The sequence below is a fragment of the Paenibacillus dendrobii genome (genome assembly GCF_009807035.1).
GTDB classification, from domain to species: Bacteria; Bacillota; Bacilli; order Paenibacillales; family Paenibacillaceae; genus Paenibacillus_AQ; species Paenibacillus_AQ dendrobii.
Genome location: NZ_WUBI01000001.1, coordinates 1,342,633 through 1,363,316, shown reverse-complemented (window position 1 = coordinate 1,363,316; position 20,684 = coordinate 1,342,633). Strand labels below are relative to the sequence as shown.

General features: G+C 48.8%; 17 protein-coding genes and 1 riboswitch. Of the genes, 14 read left to right on the top strand and 3 right to left on the bottom strand.

Annotated features, from left to right (window positions below):
• Nucleotides 1-417: 417 nt before the first annotated feature.
• Nucleotides 418-1,401 carry a serine hydrolase domain-containing protein gene (locus tag GRF59_RS05765; protein ID WP_160496668.1) on the bottom strand — a complete coding sequence of 328 codons (984 nt, stop codon included), beginning with the start codon at nucleotides 1,399-1,401 and terminating at the stop codon, nucleotides 418-420.
• A 357-nt stretch (nucleotides 1,402-1,758) separates the two neighbouring features.
• Nucleotides 1,759-2,595, bottom strand: a complete 837-nt coding sequence (locus tag GRF59_RS05760; protein ID WP_160496667.1) for a sulfurtransferase — start codon at nucleotides 2,593-2,595, stop codon at nucleotides 1,759-1,761.
• Between the two features lie 277 nt (nucleotides 2,596-2,872).
• Between GRF59_RS05760 and GRF59_RS05755 the strand changes: the two genes are divergently transcribed.
• From GRF59_RS05755 to nagZ, 14 genes are all read left to right on the top strand, one after another.
• Nucleotides 2,873-3,202, top strand: a complete 330-nt coding sequence (locus tag GRF59_RS05755) for a rhodanese-like domain-containing protein (RefSeq protein WP_237391644.1) — start codon at nucleotides 2,873-2,875, stop codon at nucleotides 3,200-3,202.
• A 75-nt stretch (nucleotides 3,203-3,277) separates the two neighbouring features.
• Nucleotides 3,278-3,889 carry a sulfurtransferase TusA family protein gene (locus GRF59_RS05750; protein ID WP_160496666.1) on the top strand — a complete coding sequence of 204 codons (612 nt, stop codon included), beginning with the start codon at nucleotides 3,278-3,280 and terminating at the stop codon, nucleotides 3,887-3,889.
• Nucleotides 3,890-3,891: 2 nt separating this feature from the next.
• The gene (locus GRF59_RS05745) at nucleotides 3,892-4,287 is read left to right on the top strand and encodes a DsrE/DsrF/DrsH-like family protein (protein WP_160496665.1); all 396 of its coding nucleotides are present in this window, start codon (nucleotides 3,892-3,894) and stop codon (nucleotides 4,285-4,287) included.
• Between the two features lie 51 nt (nucleotides 4,288-4,338).
• Nucleotides 4,339-5,466, top strand: coding sequence for an MBL fold metallo-hydrolase (locus GRF59_RS05740; protein WP_423802949.1), 1,128 nt, complete (start codon nucleotides 4,339-4,341; stop codon nucleotides 5,464-5,466).
• A gap of 47 nt (nucleotides 5,467-5,513) precedes the next feature.
• The gene (locus GRF59_RS05735) at nucleotides 5,514-5,741 is read left to right on the top strand and encodes a sulfurtransferase TusA family protein (RefSeq protein WP_160496663.1); all 228 of its coding nucleotides are present in this window, start codon (nucleotides 5,514-5,516) and stop codon (nucleotides 5,739-5,741) included.
• A gap of 391 nt (nucleotides 5,742-6,132) precedes the next feature.
• Nucleotides 6,133-6,933, top strand: coding sequence for a sulfite exporter TauE/SafE family protein (locus GRF59_RS05730; protein ID WP_160496662.1), 801 nt, complete (start codon nucleotides 6,133-6,135; stop codon nucleotides 6,931-6,933).
• A 398-nt stretch (nucleotides 6,934-7,331) separates the two neighbouring features.
• The gene (locus GRF59_RS05725) at nucleotides 7,332-8,519 is read left to right on the top strand and encodes a glycoside hydrolase family 88 protein (RefSeq protein ID WP_160496661.1); all 1,188 of its coding nucleotides are present in this window, start codon (nucleotides 7,332-7,334) and stop codon (nucleotides 8,517-8,519) included.
• A 15-nt stretch (nucleotides 8,520-8,534) separates the two neighbouring features.
• Nucleotides 8,535-10,289, top strand: coding sequence for an alpha-L-fucosidase (locus GRF59_RS05720; protein ID WP_160496660.1), 1,755 nt, complete (start codon nucleotides 8,535-8,537; stop codon nucleotides 10,287-10,289).
• Between the two features lie 262 nt (nucleotides 10,290-10,551).
• Nucleotides 10,552-12,174 (top strand): type 2 periplasmic-binding domain-containing protein, encoded by a 1,623-nt coding sequence (locus GRF59_RS05715; RefSeq protein WP_160496659.1) that lies wholly within the window; start codon nucleotides 10,552-10,554, stop codon nucleotides 12,172-12,174.
• Between the two features lie 144 nt (nucleotides 12,175-12,318).
• Nucleotides 12,319-13,230, top strand: a complete 912-nt coding sequence (locus tag GRF59_RS05710; RefSeq protein WP_160498142.1) for an ABC transporter permease — start codon at nucleotides 12,319-12,321, stop codon at nucleotides 13,228-13,230.
• Between the two features lie 13 nt (nucleotides 13,231-13,243).
• Nucleotides 13,244-14,122 (top strand): carbohydrate ABC transporter permease, encoded by an 879-nt coding sequence (locus GRF59_RS05705; protein WP_202128499.1) that lies wholly within the window; start codon nucleotides 13,244-13,246, stop codon nucleotides 14,120-14,122.
• 100 nt (nucleotides 14,123-14,222) lie between these two features.
• Entirely contained in the window at nucleotides 14,223-16,613 is a 2,391-nt protein-coding gene (locus GRF59_RS05700) for a helix-turn-helix domain-containing protein (RefSeq protein WP_160496658.1), read from the top strand.
• An 80-nt stretch (nucleotides 16,614-16,693) separates the two neighbouring features.
• Nucleotides 16,694-16,753, top strand: a riboswitch (Fluoride riboswitch).
• 104 nt (nucleotides 16,754-16,857) lie between these two features.
• Nucleotides 16,858-18,222 carry a voltage-gated chloride channel family protein gene (locus GRF59_RS05695; protein ID WP_160496657.1) on the top strand — a complete coding sequence of 455 codons (1,365 nt, stop codon included), beginning with the start codon at nucleotides 16,858-16,860 and terminating at the stop codon, nucleotides 18,220-18,222.
• A gap of 35 nt (nucleotides 18,223-18,257) precedes the next feature.
• Complete coding sequence (nagZ, locus tag GRF59_RS05690) at nucleotides 18,258-19,586, top strand: beta-N-acetylhexosaminidase (protein WP_341480013.1); 1,329 nt, start codon at nucleotides 18,258-18,260, stop codon at nucleotides 19,584-19,586.
• A 71-nt stretch (nucleotides 19,587-19,657) separates the two neighbouring features.
• On the opposite strand, the gene GRF59_RS05685 is transcribed toward nagZ, so the two are convergent.
• The gene (locus GRF59_RS05685) at nucleotides 19,658-20,551 is read right to left on the bottom strand and encodes a DMT family transporter (protein ID WP_160496655.1); all 894 of its coding nucleotides are present in this window, start codon (nucleotides 20,549-20,551) and stop codon (nucleotides 19,658-19,660) included.
• Nucleotides 20,552-20,684: the final 133 nt, after the last annotated feature.

Sequence of the window (20,684 nt, the reverse complement as noted above, 5' to 3'; positions counted from 1 at the left end):
GTCTGTTACAGATGCTTTGGACAGTATATGCAGTTTTATGCCTTCTCTTTGTCCCGCGCCGTCTATGTTCGAATAGTCCCAACGCAAAAAAAAATGATGGTTCCGCAGCATGAAGGGAATTTCATTCAATTTAATATTATGTATTGGTGTAGCCTGCCCCAGAAGCTCTGCAAAGCCTCCGAGAGTTTGCAACCACTTTTATCGACTTCTTGTACAATCTGTTAAACGAAAAGCGCAAAAAGGGCCGCAACAGGTCCTCAAAAAGCCACCTGTCACAGCCCTCCAACCCGCGTCCGACGCGGTCTCTAGGTGCTTGCTTGTGCTGTTCAAAAGCGTATTTTGCAGCAAGCACCACAAACGGATCAACCGGTTTTTATCGAAAATCCGGCTCTTTGTGAAACCATTAAATTCTGGTCTTCAACATTCAATCAGCATATCCATCAGCTTTTGACCGAGCGCTGCCGTAGTCGGCGTGACCCTGTTGCTCAGCGCGATGACAGTAAAATCCCGCTTCAGATGGCGAAACATCGTTGAGGTGAAACCGTTGATTCCGCCATGATGAAACACGATAGGGGGAATGCTGGTGAACCAGCCATATCCGTAGGGTTGGGAATGGTTGGCATACATTTCTTGAGATAAATGATGATCGAATAAACGATTGGAGCGTAAAGCACGGTCAAAGCGATAGAGATCGTCGATCGTGGAGAGAAATCCACCTGCTGCATGTGCGTTCGACATGTCGATATAGGCTGACCGCATCATCTTGCCCGCCGGATCCAATTCATAACCGGTTGCACAGTTTGGAACGATCATGCGGGCATCATCCAGCCGTGTATTCTTCATTTCCGCGGGAATAAGCACATGCTGTCTCACATAATCGGCGTACGTCATACCGCTGATGACCTCAATGACTTTCCCCAGTAAGATGTAGCCCGAGTTGGTATATTCAAACTGCGTCCCAGGCTCAAAATTCAAGGGAAGATCATCGAATGCAACAATAAGCTCATCTATTGTATGCGGCAGCAGGGAGAACTGCGGGAACTCCGGAAGCATGACCAGGTTTGGAACGCCTGAACGATGGGTAAGCAAGTGCTCGATCGTTACACCGAACCACTGAGGGTATCCCGGCAAATAGGTTGTTACACGATCGGCGATCTGAAGCTTACCTTGCTGAACAAGGGTTAGAATGGCCGCCGCAGTAATCGGCTTCGTGATCGAGCCAATGCGGTAGACCGTCTCACGTAGATTCGCTGCACCCCATTCTATGCTTGCGAGGCCATATCCTTTTGCGAGGAGGATTTCTCCTTGTGCAGCAACAAATACACTGCCGTTATATTTCTCATGATCTTTCAAGGATCGTATATGCTGTTCAATTTTCTGGTGTTGAAATGTCGTTTTCATCGTATCGTTAACCCCTTATCTTAGTATTTACGAGATAAAAGGCTTACGATTAGGCTGGGTATCAATCAATAGACATTCCGCCCTTCTGAAAAAATGCATATAGAATACGATTGTGTTCTATGAACATTACTTATCATGCTTTGATGAGGAATGTCAATGTAGAACTTCCCGAGAATACCCCTCTCTATGGAGCTTGCAAAAACAAGAGCTGCACATTGCCGGAAAATGCTCTGTAACTACTTGCTACGACTGCCGTTGACTCCTCGTTGACTCCCTAGCGTTTCGAGAGATTCTGATGTAGGATACACCGCCATACCGCAAATGAAAAAGACCGCGTCGGACGCGGCCTCTTGTCTTCTATTCTTCTCCCGTTGCAACCGGATTCTCGCTATACGAAATCCAATCGCTCCAGCTCCCCGAATACAGCTTCACTTTTTCATATCCCGCTTCTTTCAGTCCGATGAAATTCGGACAGGCCGAGACGCCAGATCCGCAGTATACAATGATCTCTTTATCTGTGGGGAATTCCTGATAATGCTCCTGCAGTTGGTTCGCAGGAATCCACTTGCCATGCTGATCCAGAAGCAGCTTCCAGAACTTGTTCCTCGCTCCCGGAATATGCCCGGCAACCTTGTCCAATGTTTCTTCAAAACCTTGGTATCGGCGCGGATCTCTCGAGTCAATCACGACGATATCTTCTCTGCCCGCAGCATTCCGCACATCCTCTATACTGGCCAAGATCTCCGGATGAAGAGTGTAAGGGTAGCTTGAAGGCACGCGAATCGGCTGGTCGGCCGAAACCGGATAGCCCGCAGATTTCCAGGCCCCAAAGCCTTCATTCATGACATATGCCTCATGATGACCCAGATAATTCAGCAGCCACCACAAACGGGAAGCATACATTCCGCCTTGATCGTCATAAGCAATGATCCGTGTTTCAGGATTAATCCCTTTTTGAGCCAGTGTTCGGCTGAGTTGTTCGGGGTCGGGAAGCGGGTGACGTCCTCCATGCTCGCGCACAGGGGAGGAGAGGTCTTTTTCCAAATCGAGAAATACGGCTCCCGGAATATGCTCTACCTCGTAGGCTTCTCTTCCGGAATCCGGCTTGCCCAGCTCGAATCGGCAGTCCACGATCGTCACATCCGGTTCATACATTCGGGCCAACACCCAGGGCTTGCTTACAATAGCACTCATGCAAAGACACCGCCTTAGAAAATGTTATTAGAATAACCCTATTATATCGAGGGAACATTCAAAAGATAAACTAAACTTTTATGAAACCCGAGTTCCACTAGACCAAAACAATAAGAACCTTATCGGATTTGAATCATCAATATGAAAATGACTTGACACATGAATAAGAACAAGATAGAATTTATACCCGTGGGGGTATTGTTAATGCGAATTTCCTCCCACAATTTTTTATAGCTTTTTAAATACCCCATAGGGTATAAAAAGGGAGGTTGTCGTAATGAAAAATCAGACTTGGTCGGAGATGACGTCAAACGAAGTTGAAGCGTTGATTGCGAGTGGGCGTGAGGATGTTCAGTTCATCGATGTGCGGGAATTGGCCGAATATCGAGAAGGGCATATTAAGGCAGTTCGGTTGATACCGCTGAGTCAGCTCGAAGTACGTCATGATGAGATTGACCGGAACCAAGAGACCGTCATGATCTGCCGCAGCGGCAACCGCAGCCGTCAGGCCTGTGAATTTCTTGCATCCCACGGGCATCTTAAGCTCCATAACATGACCGGCGGCATGCTGAATTGGCAAGGGAAAACGATAAGAGATGAATCATGATGGGGATATCCCATTTTTGCAAAATTGAGGTAGCTGTTATAGGTCATTTTAAGAAATATTGAAGAAGGTGAAGATGTGGATATCAAAGTTGACCATGTCGTAGATGCAAAAGGGCTCGCTTGTCCCATGCCGATTGTCCGGACCAGAAAAGCAATGAATGATTTGAACGCAGGCCAGGTGCTTGAACTTCAAGCCACGGACAAAGGTTCCGTAGCTGACATTCAGGCTTGGGCAAAATCTACGGGACATCAATTTCTGGGTACACAGCAAGAAAACGATGTTTACCGGCATTATGTGCGCAAATCAGAACCGGATGAGGTCAAAGAAGAAATCACGTTCCCGCATTCCGTTCGGAATGAAGAGCTGGAAGGCTTATTGGAGAGCAGCCGGGAGTTTCATATATTGGATGTCCGCGAGCCTGCAGAATATGCTTTCGGACGCGTCAGAGGTTCCCGAAATATCCCACTTGGCGAATTGCCGCAGCGGATCGGCGAACTGAATCCCGAGGATGAGATGTATATTATTTGCCGAACCGGTAACCGCAGTAACATGGCAGCCAACCTCCTGACAGAGAAAGGCTTCAAGAATATTATTAACGTCGTTCCCGGCATGTCTGAATGGACCGGAATCGTAGAACGGGATGAATTCGAATTGAAAAACAAAATCAAACCTATTGGAGGAAAATAAAAATGGCAACGAAAGTAGCAATTATTGCAGCAAACGGTGGATTGTTCGACGCATACAAGGTATTTAACATCGCAACGGCAGCAGCGGCAAGTGACGCTGAAGTAGGTATTTTCTTTACTTTTGAGGGTCTGAATCTGATTCATAAGCAAGCTCATCAACAGCTCCCTATGCCTGCAGGCGCAGAGCATTTCGCAGAAGGATTCCAAAAAGCGAATGTCCCTTCCATTCCTGAACTCGTATCTATGGCGCAGGAACTTGGCGTGAAAATCATCGCTTGTCAAATGACAATGGATGTCATGAACCTGAAAGAAGAAGATTTCATTGATGGCATCGAAGTTGGAGGAGCAGCTACCTTTATCGATTTTGCGAAGGACGCGAACATTTCCTTATCGTTCTAAGAACAGGGAGGAGGAGAAATCATGTCAGAGGAGACAAAACAATTATCGCTGATGAAAATGACGCCTCACGCATTGACTCAGATCGTCGCCGGGCAAGAGGAATTGTTTATTTTGGACGTTCGGAACGAAGCTGAATTCAGCGATTGGAAAATCGAAGGCGAGAACATTGAAATCATCAATATCCCCTATTTTGATCTTTTGGACGGAGTTGATCCTGCCCTCGAGCGCATACCTGCTAGTAAGCGACTCCTCGTCGTATGTGCCAAAGAAGGTTCATCGCAATTCATCGGTGAGCAGATCGTTGAAGCAGGACGCGAGCATGTCTATTACCTTGAAGGCGGCATGAAGCAATGGAGTGAATATTTGGAGCCTATAAAGGTCGGGGACCTGAAAAGCGGCGGGGAAATTTATCAGTTCGTTCGAATCGGCAAAGGTTGCCTGTCCTATATGGTTCTGTCCGGTGGCGAGGCAGTCGTGATTGATACCGCCCGTATGATTCAGCCCTATATTGATTTTGCCGCAATGCATGGTGTACAAATCAAGCATGTATTGGATACCCATCTGCATGCGGATCATATATCCGGCGGTCGCGCATTGTCTGAAGCAACGGGTGCATCCTACTGGCTACCTCCGAAAGATGCAGAGGAGGTTACGTTCTCGTATCACGAGCTAGTGGAAAACGAAGATCTTCTAATTGGCGACGGTAAGGTGAATATTCATCCGATCTACACGCCAGGGCATACCATAGGCAGCACGACTTTCCTGGTCGATAGCGAGTACCTGCTCACGGGAGATATTCTGTTCGTGGCATCGATCGGGCGTCCGGACCTGGCAGGCAAAGCGGAGGACTGGGTCGGTGATCTACGCCATTCCTTATATGGATTGTACAGCGGAATGCCTGATGGACTCATTGTGCTGCCGGCCCATTTCGGCAAAGTGACCGAGCTGGATAAGAGAGGTCAAGTATCGGCGAAACTGGGCGATTTGTTCACTGACAATCCAGGACTTAACATATCGGATGAAACTACGTTCAGACGGACGGTGACCGAAAATCTGCCGCCCCAGCCCCATGCTTATCAAGAAATCCGTCAGACGAATATGGGGAAAATACAGCCGGACGAAGAGGAGCGGCGGGAGATGGAGATGGGTCCGAACCGCTGTGCCGTTCACGATCATTAGGGAATAACATTCATGAAGAATGACAAGAAAATAAGGGAGGAACAGGTATGAACGCTGATCAAGTGCTGGATGCCAAAGGACTCGCATGTCCAATGCCGATCATACGTACCAAAAAAGCCATTGAAGAGCTCGCGTCGGGGCAAATTCTGGAGGTACAGACAACGGATAAAGGTTCGCAGAACGATTTAACAGGATGGGCGAATTCGACGGGACATCATCTCCTGGAAAGCGCTGAAGATAACGGTATTTATACATTTTGGATCAAGAAGAAATAAAGAATCGCTCATTAAAAGAGCAAACACTCCGGTAGCGCGGAGTGTTTGCCATTTTCAATAACGTGTATCATCATCACTTTCATTGTTATTTCGGTTATAATCATTAACTGTGGTATATGATCCTTACGTTGAGATGGCTATAGGTTTCTTCCGTGTAATGTTGATTCGGACAGCTCTTGGTGCAGCGTAGATGATCCGATTCGGCCACTAGCCGTTCGGAACATTCAGGGCAGCGGTCTTGAAACAGGCTTTTAAGTTTGGCAAGCATGTAAGATTCACCATCCTATTCCCATTGAATTACTTGGGATTATTATAACGCGTAAAGTTCCATTAGTATAGTGCATTTCAAAAATAATATTCGACTATGAACCGGCAGAGGAGGTGCACTTCCATGGATGTCACCGGACATATCGTCATGTTTTTCATTGGACTGATCGGTTCGTTCTTTTCAGGACTTCTGGGGATCGGAGGCGCGATTATCAACTATCCCCTCCTGCTGTACGTTCCTGAATGGTTTCATGCCGGCGGCTTTACGGCCAAGGAAGTATCGTCGATCAGCATGTTTCAAGTCTTCTTTTCCTCGCTGGCCGGCATTCTCGCATTCAGGAAGCAGAGCAAGAAGGAAAAGCCGCTGATGCACAGAGGATTAATCGCCAACATGGGAATCAGCATTCTAATCGGGAGTTTGGGAGGGAGCGTCAGTTCAAGATATCTCCCCAGCGACGTCATCAATATTGTTTACGGCGTTTTAGCCGTCATAGCTGTCATTCTGATGATGGTGCCCAGTCGTGGGAACCGTGAGGAAGCTTCGCTGGAATCTGTCACTTTCAATCCTACGATGGCATCGATCGCGGCATTGCTCGTCGGAATCGTATCCGGCATCGTTGGAGCTGGAGGATCTTTTATTCTCATACCGATTATGCTGACACTATTGCAAATTCCTACCCGCGTTACCGTGGCATCCTCGTTGGCTATTGTATTTATTTCTGCCATCGGAGGGGTATCGGGTAAGCTCATCGGTGGCGGCATTCCGCTTTTGCCAACGCTATTCACCGTGATCGGAAGCGTGATTGGAGCGCCGATCGGCACACGGGTGAGCCGCCACTTGAACGTCAGATACTTGCGCATCGGTCTTGCCGTATTGATCGCCGCCACGGCGATTAAAATCTGGTGGGGCATCATCGCTTTTTAGCAGCCTGATTCAGGTCATAAGCCTGTGAAATGGAACCCTTGGTATAGAGGTGATCCTTTCGCAGGCTTTTTATTGTGAAAATAGAGGATTTTTATCGGAAGCGTTTAATATGAAATGCCTTCGGACTTTGTCACACATCGGAAAAAACAAGTTTTGGAGATGCACATTCTGATGCCGTATTCATGATAATTTTTCTGGTGCTGATTGCATTGAGAGTAAAAACGGATGACGCTTTGCCTCTGAAACGATGTTTAAACAAGGCCGACGAATCTTCAACCTATCAGCGGATGAAGTAAAAACGGCAGTAGACCGGAAAAGTAGACGATTGTGAATCAAGGCTTCTCCTGGTTACAATTCAATCCAAAGACAATCAACATGATACTGGGAGGAATGAGACAATGAGTCAGGTGAAGGACGAAGGCATTCGCGTTGACGGCAAGTATGAACAAGCCCCATCGCTTACGAAAGAACGCTGCGAGGAAGCGATAACCTTTATTTTAGGACAGGTAGATCGCAATCTTGAAACCTTTAAAGATACGTTTCCTTCGGAAGCGAGTACGGACAACGTGTACAGGCAGGTAGGCAATACCGAATGGACCCCGGCATTCTGGACCGGCATGCTATGGCTTGCGTACGAAACAACCGGGGCGGAGAAATACCGGCAGGCGGCGGAGAATCAGCTCGGCAGCTACAGGCAGCGGGTGGAGGAACGCCGTTATACGGATACCCATGACCTTGGTTTTTTATATACGCTCTCCTGCGTGTCGGCATATAAGCTGACTGGTAATGAAGAAGCAAAGCGCGTGGCTCTGGAAGCCGCAGACCTTCTCTATATCCGGTATTTGGAGAAAGCCGGAATCATTCAGGCGTGGGGAAATCTCAGCGATCCGAAACAGCAGGGAAGGATGATTATCGATTGCCTGATGAATCTGCCTCTCTTATTTTGGGCCAGCGAGGTATCCGGCGACAGAAAATATAGAGATGCGGCGGATTCACATGTGCGGCAGGCGGCGGCGTATCTCATCCGCGAGGATGCTTCAAGCTTTCATACCTTTTACATGGATACCGAGACCGGAGCACCGAAATATGGCTCCACGGCGCAAGGTTATTCAGATGATTCCTGCTGGTCACGCGGGCAAGCTTGGGGAATATATGGTTTTCCGTTGTCTTACCGTTACACGGAAGATGAGGAACTCATCGATCTGACGAAAAAAGTGGCCAATTATTTCTTGAACCGGCTTCCGGACGACTACGTCGCGTACTGGGATCTCATTTTCACGGGCGGACCCGAGGAAAGGGACAGCTCGGCCGCAGCCATCGCGGTTTGCGGACTGCTCGAAACATCCTCGCATCTGCCGCTGACGGATCCTCTGAAACGCCAATACGAGAATGCGGCGTCCCACATTCTGGAGTCTTTGATTGACAACTACATGACCCGCGATGTCCCTTCTTCGAACGGGATTTTACTTCACGCGGTATATAGCAAGCCAGGAAACAACGGCGTGGATGAATGCTGTATCTGGGGCGATTATTACATGTTTGAAGCACTGGTTCGCGTGACGAGAGACTGGAAGCCATATTGGTAGGAGGGGGCGAAGTTGATGGAAGAAAAGGGAAAAGAAAAGAACGCACTGAATCTTGTAAAAGCGCCTGAACAGGATCCGAAAACGGCGTGGTGGACCGGATCGAGGTTCGGGATGTTCATTCATTGGGGATTATATGCCATCCCGGCTCAGGGCGAATGGATGATGTATGCGCAGAAAACACCGGTGCGGGAATACGAGAAGCTGGCAGGGCAATTTAACCCAATCGCATTCGATGCCAAGGCTTGGGTGAAGCTGGCCAAAGATGCCGGTATGCGGTATATCGTTATCACGGCCAAGCATCATGACGGCTTCGCCATGTTTCATTCCGCAGCGGATCCCTTTAACATCGTGGACGCAGCTCCGTTCGGCCGCGATCCCATGCTGGAGCTCGCGGAGGCCTGCAGGGAAGAGGGGATCGTGCTCTGCTTTTATTATTCGCATGTTATCGATTGGCATCATCCGCACTCGCTCCATAAGGAGCACAACAATACCTGGGATTACAAGCTCGAGGAAAAGCGTTTCGCCGAGTATTGGGAGGGCAAAGTTAAACCGCAGTTGCGAGAATTGCTAACCGGTTATGGGCGAGTCGGATTGTTGTGGTTCGATACGGCCGGAGGCTTATCCGAAGAAGACAGCAAGGATATCGTGGAGCATGTGCGGAGCCTGCAGCCGGACTGCCTGATGAATTCCAGGGTTTCGCATGTTATGGGGATGGGAGACTACGTTTCCAAAGGGGATAACGAGATCGGGATGAGCGGTGAGGACCGCAGGCCGTGGGAAACGCCGATGACGCTCAACCAATCTTGGGGATATACAACCCGGGATCAAATATGGAAAACGGCGGATTCATTGGTCCGCAAGCTCGTCAACGTGATTGGTAAAGGCGGCAACCTGCTGCTGAACGTAGGCCCCACACCGGCAGGCGAAATACCTGAGCTTTCAGCACAACGTTTGCGTGAAGTTGGAGCGTGGACGCACCGGAATTCCGAGGCTATTTATGGCACAGAAGGAAGTCCGTTTCTTGGTGAACTGCAATGGGGAGGCATCACGGCAAGAACGGGCAGGTTGTATCTTCACATTTTTAACGATAAGTGGCCGAAAAACGGGCTTAGAATATTCGGAATTCGCAACTCTGTTCTACGCGCCTATGCGTTGGCTGACACGGAACGAAGAGAACTGAGTTTCGCGCAGGAGTATGATGAAGCGCTGAATTTGCATACATTGAAACTCGATCTGCCGCCTGATCCTACGGATTCATATGTCTCTGTCATCGCGATTGATTTGGTAGGTGCGAACGATTTCGACCGGACGCTCACACAGTTGCCTGAAAGCAGCTTTCAGCTCGATGTGCCTCTAGCCAAGGTGCGATTGGTCCGTCATGCCGATGAAACGGCTGGATTTTATGCACTGCGCAGTGCAGAATGGACCTTCAAACTGATTGAACCGGGAACCTATGAAGTGTTCTTGGTCAGTTACAAGCGGCATGATCAGACATGGGGGGATCTATACCCGGAACCTGTGGTTTTGGAGGCTGCCGGACAATGCTTGGCCGTTGATCCGCGCGAGGATGAGGCGGATCCGGATTCACCTTCGTGCCAGCATCCGTATGTTCCCGTGTTGTCCAATTTAGGAAAAGTCACCTGGGCTGAAGCAGGCATTCAATCTTTGACGCTTATCTCATCGAAGTTGAAAGATCCTTCGCCCCGGTTTACGGAAATTTGGCATGCCGATGCCGTCAAACTTAGGGCCGTGAGGCTTGTGCGTGTTTAGAATTCCCTACCAAGGTTTTTATTACGTGAATTGGAGTGAAAAAGCCCATTACAGCGGGCTTTTTCGCCCTTTGAGTAAATGAAGGATATTTAAAATTGCAAGGGAAAATTAGAATCGTCAGTCGATAATCTTACGAAAATACAGGTCTTATGAAAATGTTCCAGTTCCTAAAAGCAATCATTCTTTCCTATACTTTGCATACCGGCTGATCGGTGAAACGAAAGTCCGGAACATTCGAGATGAATAAAAAGGAGGCGCTTTCATGGAAAGAAAGATTAGAAAGTTGGGTCACATACTCTTGGTAACTGCCTTGGCTTTATCGCTCGCCGCTTGCGGCAGCAGTGCCGGAAAAGATCAGGCCGCGGGAGAGACTTCACCGGAAGGCAAAACCGCTGAGCCGCCAAAACTTAACCACCTTACATATTGGGTGAGCATGCATTCTGCAGCCGCAGCACAAATGAAAACCTATGCGGAAATGGGGATGTACAAGGAGCTTGAGAATATTACGGGCGTCAAGGTTGATTTTCAGCACCCGCCAACCGACTCGGCTCAGGCCCAAGAACAATTCAACCTAATGATGGTATCCGAGAAACTGCCGGATGTGATCGAAACTTCATGGATCGGTTATCCGGGGGGACCGGAGAAAGCGATTCAAGACAACAAAATCATTAAATTGAATGATTTGATCGATCAATACGCACCGAATTTGAAAAAACTGCTCGATGAGCATGAGGATTGGAAGAAGCAGGTGACGACCGATGACGGCAGCCTGTATATGTTCCCCTTCTTTCGGGGTGGTGAAAAAGTCCGGGTCTTCTACGGGCCATCGATCCGCAAAGACTGGCTCGACAAGCTGGGACTTCAAGTGCCGACCACGATCGATGAATGGTATCAGGTGCTGAAGGCATTCAAGGAGAAAGATCCGAACGGCAACGGAAAAGCCGATGAAATCCCACTGTACATAACCAAAGACGATGTGGGCATCGATGCGCCTTTCCTTGGCGCCTGGGGAATCAATTACGGGTTCTACCAAATCGATAACCAGGTGAAGTTTGGTCCGATTCAGCCGGAGTACAAAGAATTTTTGACCACCATGAACAAATGGTATAAGGAAGGTCTGCTCGATAAAGACTTCGCGGCACCCAACGACAAGTTGTTTGACGCGAAAATGACGGGCAATCAACTTGGCGCTGCACCGACCTATAACGGCGGCGGCATCGGCAAATACGCTAATTTGATGAAGGACAAAGACCCGAATTTCAACTTGGTGGCTGCACCTTATCCGGTTCTGAACCCAGGCGACAAGCCGCTGTGGGGCCAAAAGGACTTTGCGACCAACGGCATCGGCGCTGCGATCTCGACCAGTAATCCGAATCCGATTGAAACGGTCAAATGGCTGGATTATGCCTACGGTGACAAGGGAGAATTGCTGTTTAACTACGGCAAGGAAGGCGAGGCTTACAAAATGGACAACGGCAAACCCGTCTTTCTGCCTGAAGTTCTCAATCCTCCTAGCGGCGTGAGCCTGCAGCAATCTTTTGCGAAGCATAATCGTTCGACGTGGAGCGCGCCATTCGTGCTCAGCGACGATTTCCAAATGCAATATTTGGCGCTGCCGAATCAGCGGGATGCTCTCGAAATCTGGTCCAAGCCTACCGATGAGCGTAAAATGCCGCTGGTAACGCCAACCAAAGACGAAAGCTCGCAGTACGCCTCCATTATGACAGACATTAATACGTACAAGGACGAAATGTTCCTGAAATTCATTATGGGCGCTGAGCCGCTGGATAACTTCGATAAGTACGTCAAAAAAATTGAGGCTATGGGCATAGAAGATGCCATCAAGATTCAGCAGGCTTCTCTGGACCGGTTCAACAAGCGTTAAGCGAGAAAAGAATGGTTGTGGGGATGGCCTTGGCCATCTCCCGGCTATTCCGGCAAGACTCTGACATGAAGGGCAGGGAGACAAATGTGGCAGGTAACGAATAAGAAGCTAACGAACAAGCGTCCGGCGAAAAGCCGTTTGGATATGACCAAGGGCCAGATGATCCGAAAAGACCTCCGTCTTAACTGGATCATTTACTTGATGGCGCTGCCCGTCATCGCCTATTATCTGATTTTTCATTACGGTCCGATGTACGGGCTTTTGATCGCTTTTAAAGATTATTCGCCCGCTCAAGGGATCTGGGGAAGCCCATGGGTGGGATTCAAGCATTTCGACAGCTTTTTCAATGGCATTTATTTTTGGAGGCTGATCCGAAATACGGTGCTGATTAATGTTTACGACTTGATTTTCGGCTTTCCGGCGGGAATTATTTTGGCGCTGCTGCTGAATGAGATTCGCAAAATGATGTTCAAGCGCTTCGTGCAGACGATCTCGTATTTGCCGCATTTCATTTCGATCGTCGTCGTGGCGGGGATGATGTTCGATTTTCTCAGCCGTGATGGTTTGATTAACCAGCTGATCGGCATGTTCGGCATCGCTCCGATCGATTTTTTGAAGGAATCGGGCTGGTTCCGGTTTATTTTCGTATCCTCGGGCATTTGGCAGGGGGTAGGCTGGGGCTCCATTATCTATCTGGCTTCGATTGCCAATATCGATCCTACGCTGTATGAAGCGGCGAAAATCGACGGGGCAAGCCGCTGGCGGCAGATTTTCCATATCACGATCCCTGGCATCATGCCGACGATTGTCATCATGCTGATTCTGAACATGGGCAATATGCTGTCCGTGGGCAGCGAAAAGGTGCTGCTGCTGTACAATCCGCTGACTTACGAGACGGCCGATGTCATCTCGACGTACGTGTACCGCAAAGGGATTTTGGAGGCCAGCTATAGCTTTACGGCTGCGGTGGGTCTGTTCAATTCCGTTATTAGTTTAATCTTAATCGTCTCAGCCAACGCAATCAGCAAACGCGTATCCGAAAACAAACTGTGGTAAGGAGGGACAAATCATGGGTGCTCAATCGACAGGCGAAAAAGTATTCAGCGTCATCAATACGGTGCTGATGCTGCTGCTTTGCTTCATCACGCTTTATCCTTTCTTGTATGTTTTGTTCGCCTCCTTAAGCGAGGCCTCCAGCTTTATTCAACATCGGGGCATGCTGCTGAAACCGCTCGGGTTAAACTTCGAAGCTTATAAGGCGGTATTCAAGAATCCGATGATCACGAGCGGTTACAGGAACACGCTCTTCTACGTATCTGCCGGCACGGCGATCAATCTGTTCATGACAGCCCTGGGCGCTTACGTGCTTTCCCGCCGGAATCTGTATTTCAAGAATTTTCTGATGTTCGGCATCGTACTCACCATGGTTTTCAGCGGGGGACTGATTCCATCCTATATTCTGGTCAACAAGCTGGGCATGATGAACACCCCTTGGGCGCTGCTGATTCCGGGTGCCATCTCCACGTTCAACCTGATTATTATGAGAACCGCTTTTCAGGGGGTACCCGTGTCGCTTGAAGAATCGGCTAAAATCGACGGAGCGGGGGAATTCACCATCCTCTTCCGGATCGTCATTCCGTTATCCATGCCGGTCATTGCGGTCATGATCCTGTGGTATGCCGTAGGCCACTGGAATTCCTATTTTTCGGCGCTCGTATATTTGCGGGACCGAACGATGTATCCGCTTCAGCTGGTCTTAAGGGAAATTTTGATCGCCAATTCGACGGACTCCATGTCCACGGGCGTGGCGGCTGACGACAAGTACGCCATCGGCGAGACGATCAAATACGCCACGATTATCGTATCTACGCTGCCCATTATCTGCTTGTATCCGTTCTTGCAGAAGTATTTCGTCAAAGGCGTATTAATCGGTGCCATCAAAGAATAAAAACAGTGTCCAGCCCTGCCCGGTTACATTATAATGAACCTAATCGTTCATGATTCACGCATGATTTGACGATGCATGAATAAGGTAGGGGTGATGCTTGGTGCAATGGCTTCTTCGTTCACTCGGCTTCCGAAATTTAAGAAGCGTGTGGATCACGATGTTAATCTCGAATCTGGTTCTGCTGCTTATTCCTGTATCGATGGGTGCATTTTTGTACACCAAAGTGGAGGAGAGCCTGGAAAATGGGGCGAACCGCTCCAATCAGGCAATGCTTGAGCAGCTTAAACTGTCACTCGACAGTAAACTTAACGAAGTGGATAAACTGGCGCAGCAGATTATTTTCGATCCGAAGCTTGAATATTTGTTGAAGCTGAATGAAGATCAAAACAGCCCGGACCGTTATAAATTCATTGAGTTTATGAGGGACACGTTGTCCCGGCCGGGCAACATCACGAATTTCATCATGGATTATTATGTGTACTTCCGCAACAGCGATTTGGTCCTGAAATCCGGCTTGTTAACGGATTCCCGCAAATTTTACGATATGTATTACAGTTATCAGGGCATGTCCTATGAACAGTGGCGGGACGGGATGCTGACCAGCTTCCATACGATGGCCTATCTGCCTTCCGCCACGCTGCTGCGACGCGCGGAGTATGACCCGATGCAGAGCATTGAGAAAACGCCGCTGAATGTCATTACGTTTACGCAGTCTCTCCCCGGCCGTGACCGCAGGGATATAACGGGGAGTTTCGTTATATTGATTGATGAAAGCCAAATCAAGGAAATGTTCGCCCAGATCGAGTCGGCAAGCGATAGCTCCATTTATATTGTCGACGGAGAAGGCAGAACGATTATGGCTACGGACCGTGAACCGCTTCCGTCTGCCCTGCTATCCGGCATTAACGGTACCGGGGGATTATTCAATCACACTTTGAACGGCGACGAGAAGGTGGTGTCGTATACGGCTTCCAAGAAGGAGGGCTGGAAATACGTCCTCGTCACGCCTCGAAGTGTGTTCATGCAGCAAGTCCTGTTAATTAAAAAATGGGCCATGATCCTGTTCGGTCTCTGTCTCGCTGTTGGACTGCTTGCGGCATTCACCATCGCCTACCGGAATTACAGCCCGCTCCGCAAAACGGTGAATACCATTCTCGGCGGCAAGGAGTGGAAGGGCCGGTTGTCCGGAAACGAATATGAGTTCATTGTCCAGTCGATTGAAGGCTCATTGCATGAGGAGAAAAACCTGCGCAGCCTGCTGGCCCAGCAAACGCCCGTCATCAGGTCCAATTTCCTGTCGCGGCTGATTCGGGGCCAAATGGAGGTCGATGCATCACATACGGGAGGACATTCGCTCAGGTTTATGGACATTCATTTTGTAAGCGATTACTTCTCCGTGATCGTCGTACAGCTGGACAGCATCTCCAGATTCAACCCGGAGGCAAGCGAGGAACAATGGGCGCTGGCACGGTTCATCATATCGAATATCGGGATGGATATGATTCCAAGTCCGCATCAGACCTTTGCCGTGGAGCTTGACCGTGATCGCGTCGCTCTGTTGAACAATTACGAGGTAGAATGCAAAGATGAAGTAAGCCAAAACATCAAAAATATGACCGAATCGCTTAAAAGCATGGTCGAAGAACGGTTCAAAATCGATATTACGGTTGCGGCGGGTCTACCGCACGCTGGAGCCAAGAGTATCAGCGAGAGCTACGCAGAAGCTTTGGCGGCCCTTGAATACCGGATTATTAAAGGCGGAGGGAGCATTATTTATTTCGAGGATATTACGAATGTCCACTCCCATTACTATTATCCGATCGATATCGAGGTGCAGCTGATCAACTTCGTCCGCAGCGGCGATACGGAAAATGCGCTCAAGCTGCTGGACACCATTTATATGATGAACTTCGAATCCGGCAGCATTACACCGGAGCTTGGGAGATGCCTGTTTTTCAATATTACCAGCACATTCTTGAAGATTATCAACGCCACGGGGCAGGAGCAAAATGATATTCTCGGACCCGAAGTCGATCTCGTAAAGGATATCTTTTCGTATGAAACGGCGGAAGGCATGCATAAGAGAACGAAAAAGCTCTATGAAATGCTCGCAGAGACGTTGGTGACGGAACGGACGGATCATCGCGTTCAGCTGCTGCAGGATATGTCCGAGTTCTTGGAAGAGCATATTACAGATCCCAATATGGGACTTGGCATGATTGCCGACCGGTTTGATATGACGCCGCAATACATCTCAACCTTTTATAAGAAGCAAAGCGGAATGAACCTGAGCGATTACATCGTCCGGAGAAGGGTCGAGCTCGCGAAACAGCATATGTGCGACAAGGATCTGACGAATGCCCAAATCGCCCAATTGGTCGGATATACCAGCGATGTCGTGTTTATTCGGGCTTTTAAAAAAATAGAAGGCGTGACGCCGGGCAGATATCGTGAGAACCTGCTTGATTATGCATCCGGCGACGCGGGTTAAAATGAAGTGAGCATTGTCTCTGCAAAGAGAACCTGTTGACGGCGGGCAATTTATTCGTTTACAATATGAACATCGTTAACAGGTAATAGGGCGATGGAGTTCGCCATAACCGCCGCAAGGCTGATGACTCCTACCAGTGAAAAGGAAGCACACACTGGTAGGAGTCTGTTTTATTTTAACTGCTCCTGCCGAATGTGCGGAAATTTCATACATATCAAGCAGGAAAAGGGGCATAACAGAAGTGATGAAGAACACGAATGATGGGAACATTCAGAAACGGTCGAATTTTTGGCACGCGGCGTTATTGCGGAGCTTTTTTAAATGGATTTGGCTGGGTGGCGTCGTCGGCATCCTGAGCGGATCGGCATCCGCCATATTCCTGATCGCGCTGGAGTATGTGACGGATACCCGTTTACAGCATCCATGGCTGCTCTTTTTGCTGCCTCTTGGCGGAGCGCTGGTCAGTTTCATGTATCTGAAATTCGGGAAAAACAGCTCAAAAGGCAATAATCTCATCATCGAGCAAATCCATAACGGGAACGAGGCGATCCCGCTGCGAATGGCTCCCTTGGTCCTGTTCGGAACGCTGGTGACCCACTTGTTCGGCGGATCGGCCGGTCGCGAAGGGACGGCTGTACAGATGGGCGGGAGCCTTGCGGAGCGATTTGGCAAATGGATCAAAGCTGGCCCCATCGATCGAAAAATTCTGCTCATGTGCGGGATCAGCGGTGGTTTTGGATCGGTGTTCGGGACGCCGCTTGCAGGTACGGTATTTGGTCTTGAAGTCATCGCGATCGGCCTGATTCAGTATGAAGCGCTCATTCCATGCTTTACGGCCAGCTTCGTAGGTCATCTGGTAACCACGCAGTTGTGGGGTGTAGAGCATGTTCAATATCCGCAGATGATTGCTACGGCACTTACCTTGATCGTACTTCTTAAAGTAATCGCCGCTTCCCTTTTATTCGCTTTGGCAAGTATTTGCTTCAGCGAATTGACGCATGCGCTGAAAAAACTGTTTTCGATTTTATTCCGAAATCCGATGCTGAAAAGCGCTGTTGGAGGCCTGATCGTAATCGGATTGGTCTATCTTGTTGGCTCACGCGAATATTTGGGACTGAGCGTTCCATTGATCACGGATGCTTTTCATCAGGATATACCGACCTTTGCGTTCCTCTGGAAGCTGATCTTCACATCGGTTACACTGGGAACAGGATTTCAAGGCGGGGAAGTCACGCCACTATTTGCAATCGGCGCCACGTTAGGCCATACGCTTGCAGACTTGTTTCATATGTACGGACCGTTCCTGGCGGCTTTGGGCTTTGTCGCGGTATTTTGCGGAGCGACGCATACGCCGATTGCTTGTTTTCTGATGGGAATTGAATTATTCGGTTCAAATGGCGCGGTGTATCTGTTCATCGCATGTGTGATCAGTTATCTGTTCTCGGGCTACAGCGGCATTTATACTTCACAGCGGATCGGAGTATCCAAGAGCCACTTGATGAATGTACCGCCCGGAACCACCTTAGCCACAAGGCGGAATCTTACATTCATGGAACGCCGTTCGAAAGTGCATAAAGAGGCTGAAGAAACCGATAATCAACATAAATAAACCCTTCGTTCATCGGTAAGGGAAGGAGCATGGACGTGAAACGGATATGGCAGCTGGGTATGACCTTAATGCTTGCGGGGATATTGACCGCCGGATGCGGCGGCGGAGCACAAGATGCCAAAACATCGGAACCACAGACGGGAAATACTTCGCAACAAAATTCAAACCAAGGCTCGAATGGCTCGTCGAAGGCGGATGGATCAGGTACGTCTTCCGGAAGCAGCCAGACAGAGCCCGAGGATGTAAACAAGGTGCCGAGTGATCCGGCATTGGAACAGCTGAACAATCTCAGTACGGAGGAAAAGATTGGTCAATTGGTTTTGGTCGGTATGGATGGAACAACAAGCAGTGAAGCGACGCAAGAACTGATTGAGAAGTACCATGTCGGCGGATTTATTTTCTATAAAAACAATATCGAGAATACGTTGCAGGCGCTCCAATTGTTTAATGATCTGAAAGCAAATAATAAATCGAATCCGGTGCCGCTCTGGATGAGTGTGGATGAAGAAGGCGGACGCGTGTCCCGTATGCCGAATGACTTCGTGAAGGTACCTACAAGCCGGGCGATCGGAGATAAAGACAGCACAGACCTGTCGAAGGGCATTGGCGGGATACTTGGGCAGGAGCTTTCAGGATTCGGCCTGAACATGGACTTTGCCCCTGTTCTCGATATTAACAGCAATCCGAAGAATCCGGTCATTGGAGACCGTTCATTTGGCAATAAGGCGGATCTTGTGAGCCGACTCGGGATCGCAACCATGGAAGGTTTGAGAGCCCAGAAGGTTGTGCCCGTCGTGAAGCATTTTCCCGGACATGGAGATACATCCGTCGATTCGCATATAGGCCTGCCCGTCGTGAATAACGATCTAAGCCGTCTTCGTAAAATGGAGCTCATTCCGTTCAAGGAAGCGATAGACAATCGCGCGGAAGTGGTCATGATCGCACATTTGTTGATGCCCAAGATCGATCCGGATCATCCGGCTTCATTTTCGAAGAAGATTATCACGGACCTTCTCCGCAATGAACTGAATTACCAGGGTGTCGTGATTTCGGATGATATGACCATGGGGGCTATCGAGAAAAATTATGATATCGGCAACGCCTCCGTCAGCGCCATTTTGGCAGGAGGCAACATCATTTTGGTCGGACATGATTATGAGAAAGAAAAAACGGCCATCGAAGCGCTGAAGACGGCGGTTAAGGATGGCAAGATATCAGAGGATGTGCTGAATAATCGCGTCTACGCCATACTGAAGCTGAAGCAGGCGTACGGGCTATCGGATAAACCGGCGCAAGGACCGGATGTGAAGCAGATCAATTCGGATTTGAATCGTTTGTTGAAGCAGTTTGGATTGAAGAAGTAATGTGATCGAAAAAAACAGCCCGGGATTACCCCCGGGCTGTTTTTTTTTCTTGTTATCCACCTGCATTAGTATCATGTATACGAAGATCCGCGTGCTAATTTACGGATGCCAAGCAGCTTTTTGACATCCAGTTCGGAAAATGCAACGCCGCTCAAAACGAGTGCAGCACCGATATAACCCTGCAGCGTCAGCGTTTCCTTCATGAAGCAGATACCAAGTACCGCCGCCACCACGGGTTCCAGCGCGAAGATCAGCCCGGTATGCGTCGGAGTCGTGTACTTTTGTGCAATGGCCTGAAGAACGAAGCCTAATGCGCTGCATACGAGGCCCAGAGCAAGTACCGAAATCCAGCCTGAACCGCTATTTGGGAACCTTGGTGTCTCGAACGCCAAAGTGAAAACAAGGGCAAGCACAGCCGTAACACCGAGCTGGAGGATACCGATACGGATGGAGTCCGCTTTTTGGGTTGCGCGTCCAGTCATGATGATATGAATGGCAAAAAAGAGCGCAGACAGAATGCACCAGGCATCTCCAGCTTGTAAAGAGGTATGGGCTTTGAGCGTCAGCATACCAATGCCAGCCATAGCGAGGACCAGGCCCGCAATTAAACGCTTGTCCAATTTGTTTTTCGTAAATACGGTACTGAGTATAGGAACGAAAATGACGGTCATGCTCATTAGAAAACCTGCGTTGGACGTTGAAGTGCTCTGAAGTCCAAGCATGATGGAGACGAACATACCGAACAGCAATAGTCCAAGTATCATCGAATAGAATAAGTCTTTTCGGTCAGTCTTCAACAGTTTTTTATAAAACACGCAGCCTGCAGCAACAAATGCAACCCCGAACCTTAGTGCGATTAGATTGATGGGCTGCAGAGAGTCCAGACCGATTTTCATGAATAAGTAGGATGTTCCCCAAAAAACGGTGACCAGTAGTACGATTAAATCTGCTTTGTATTGTTTCATTAAATGCCCCAGCCTTTATGTAAGTTTCAACTTGTGCCTGAATCAGTATAAGTGGTATTTTAAGATAAGAAAATTGAATGTTTATAATTGCAAACATGAGAAAAATTCATGTAAATGATGTGCGAAAATAATG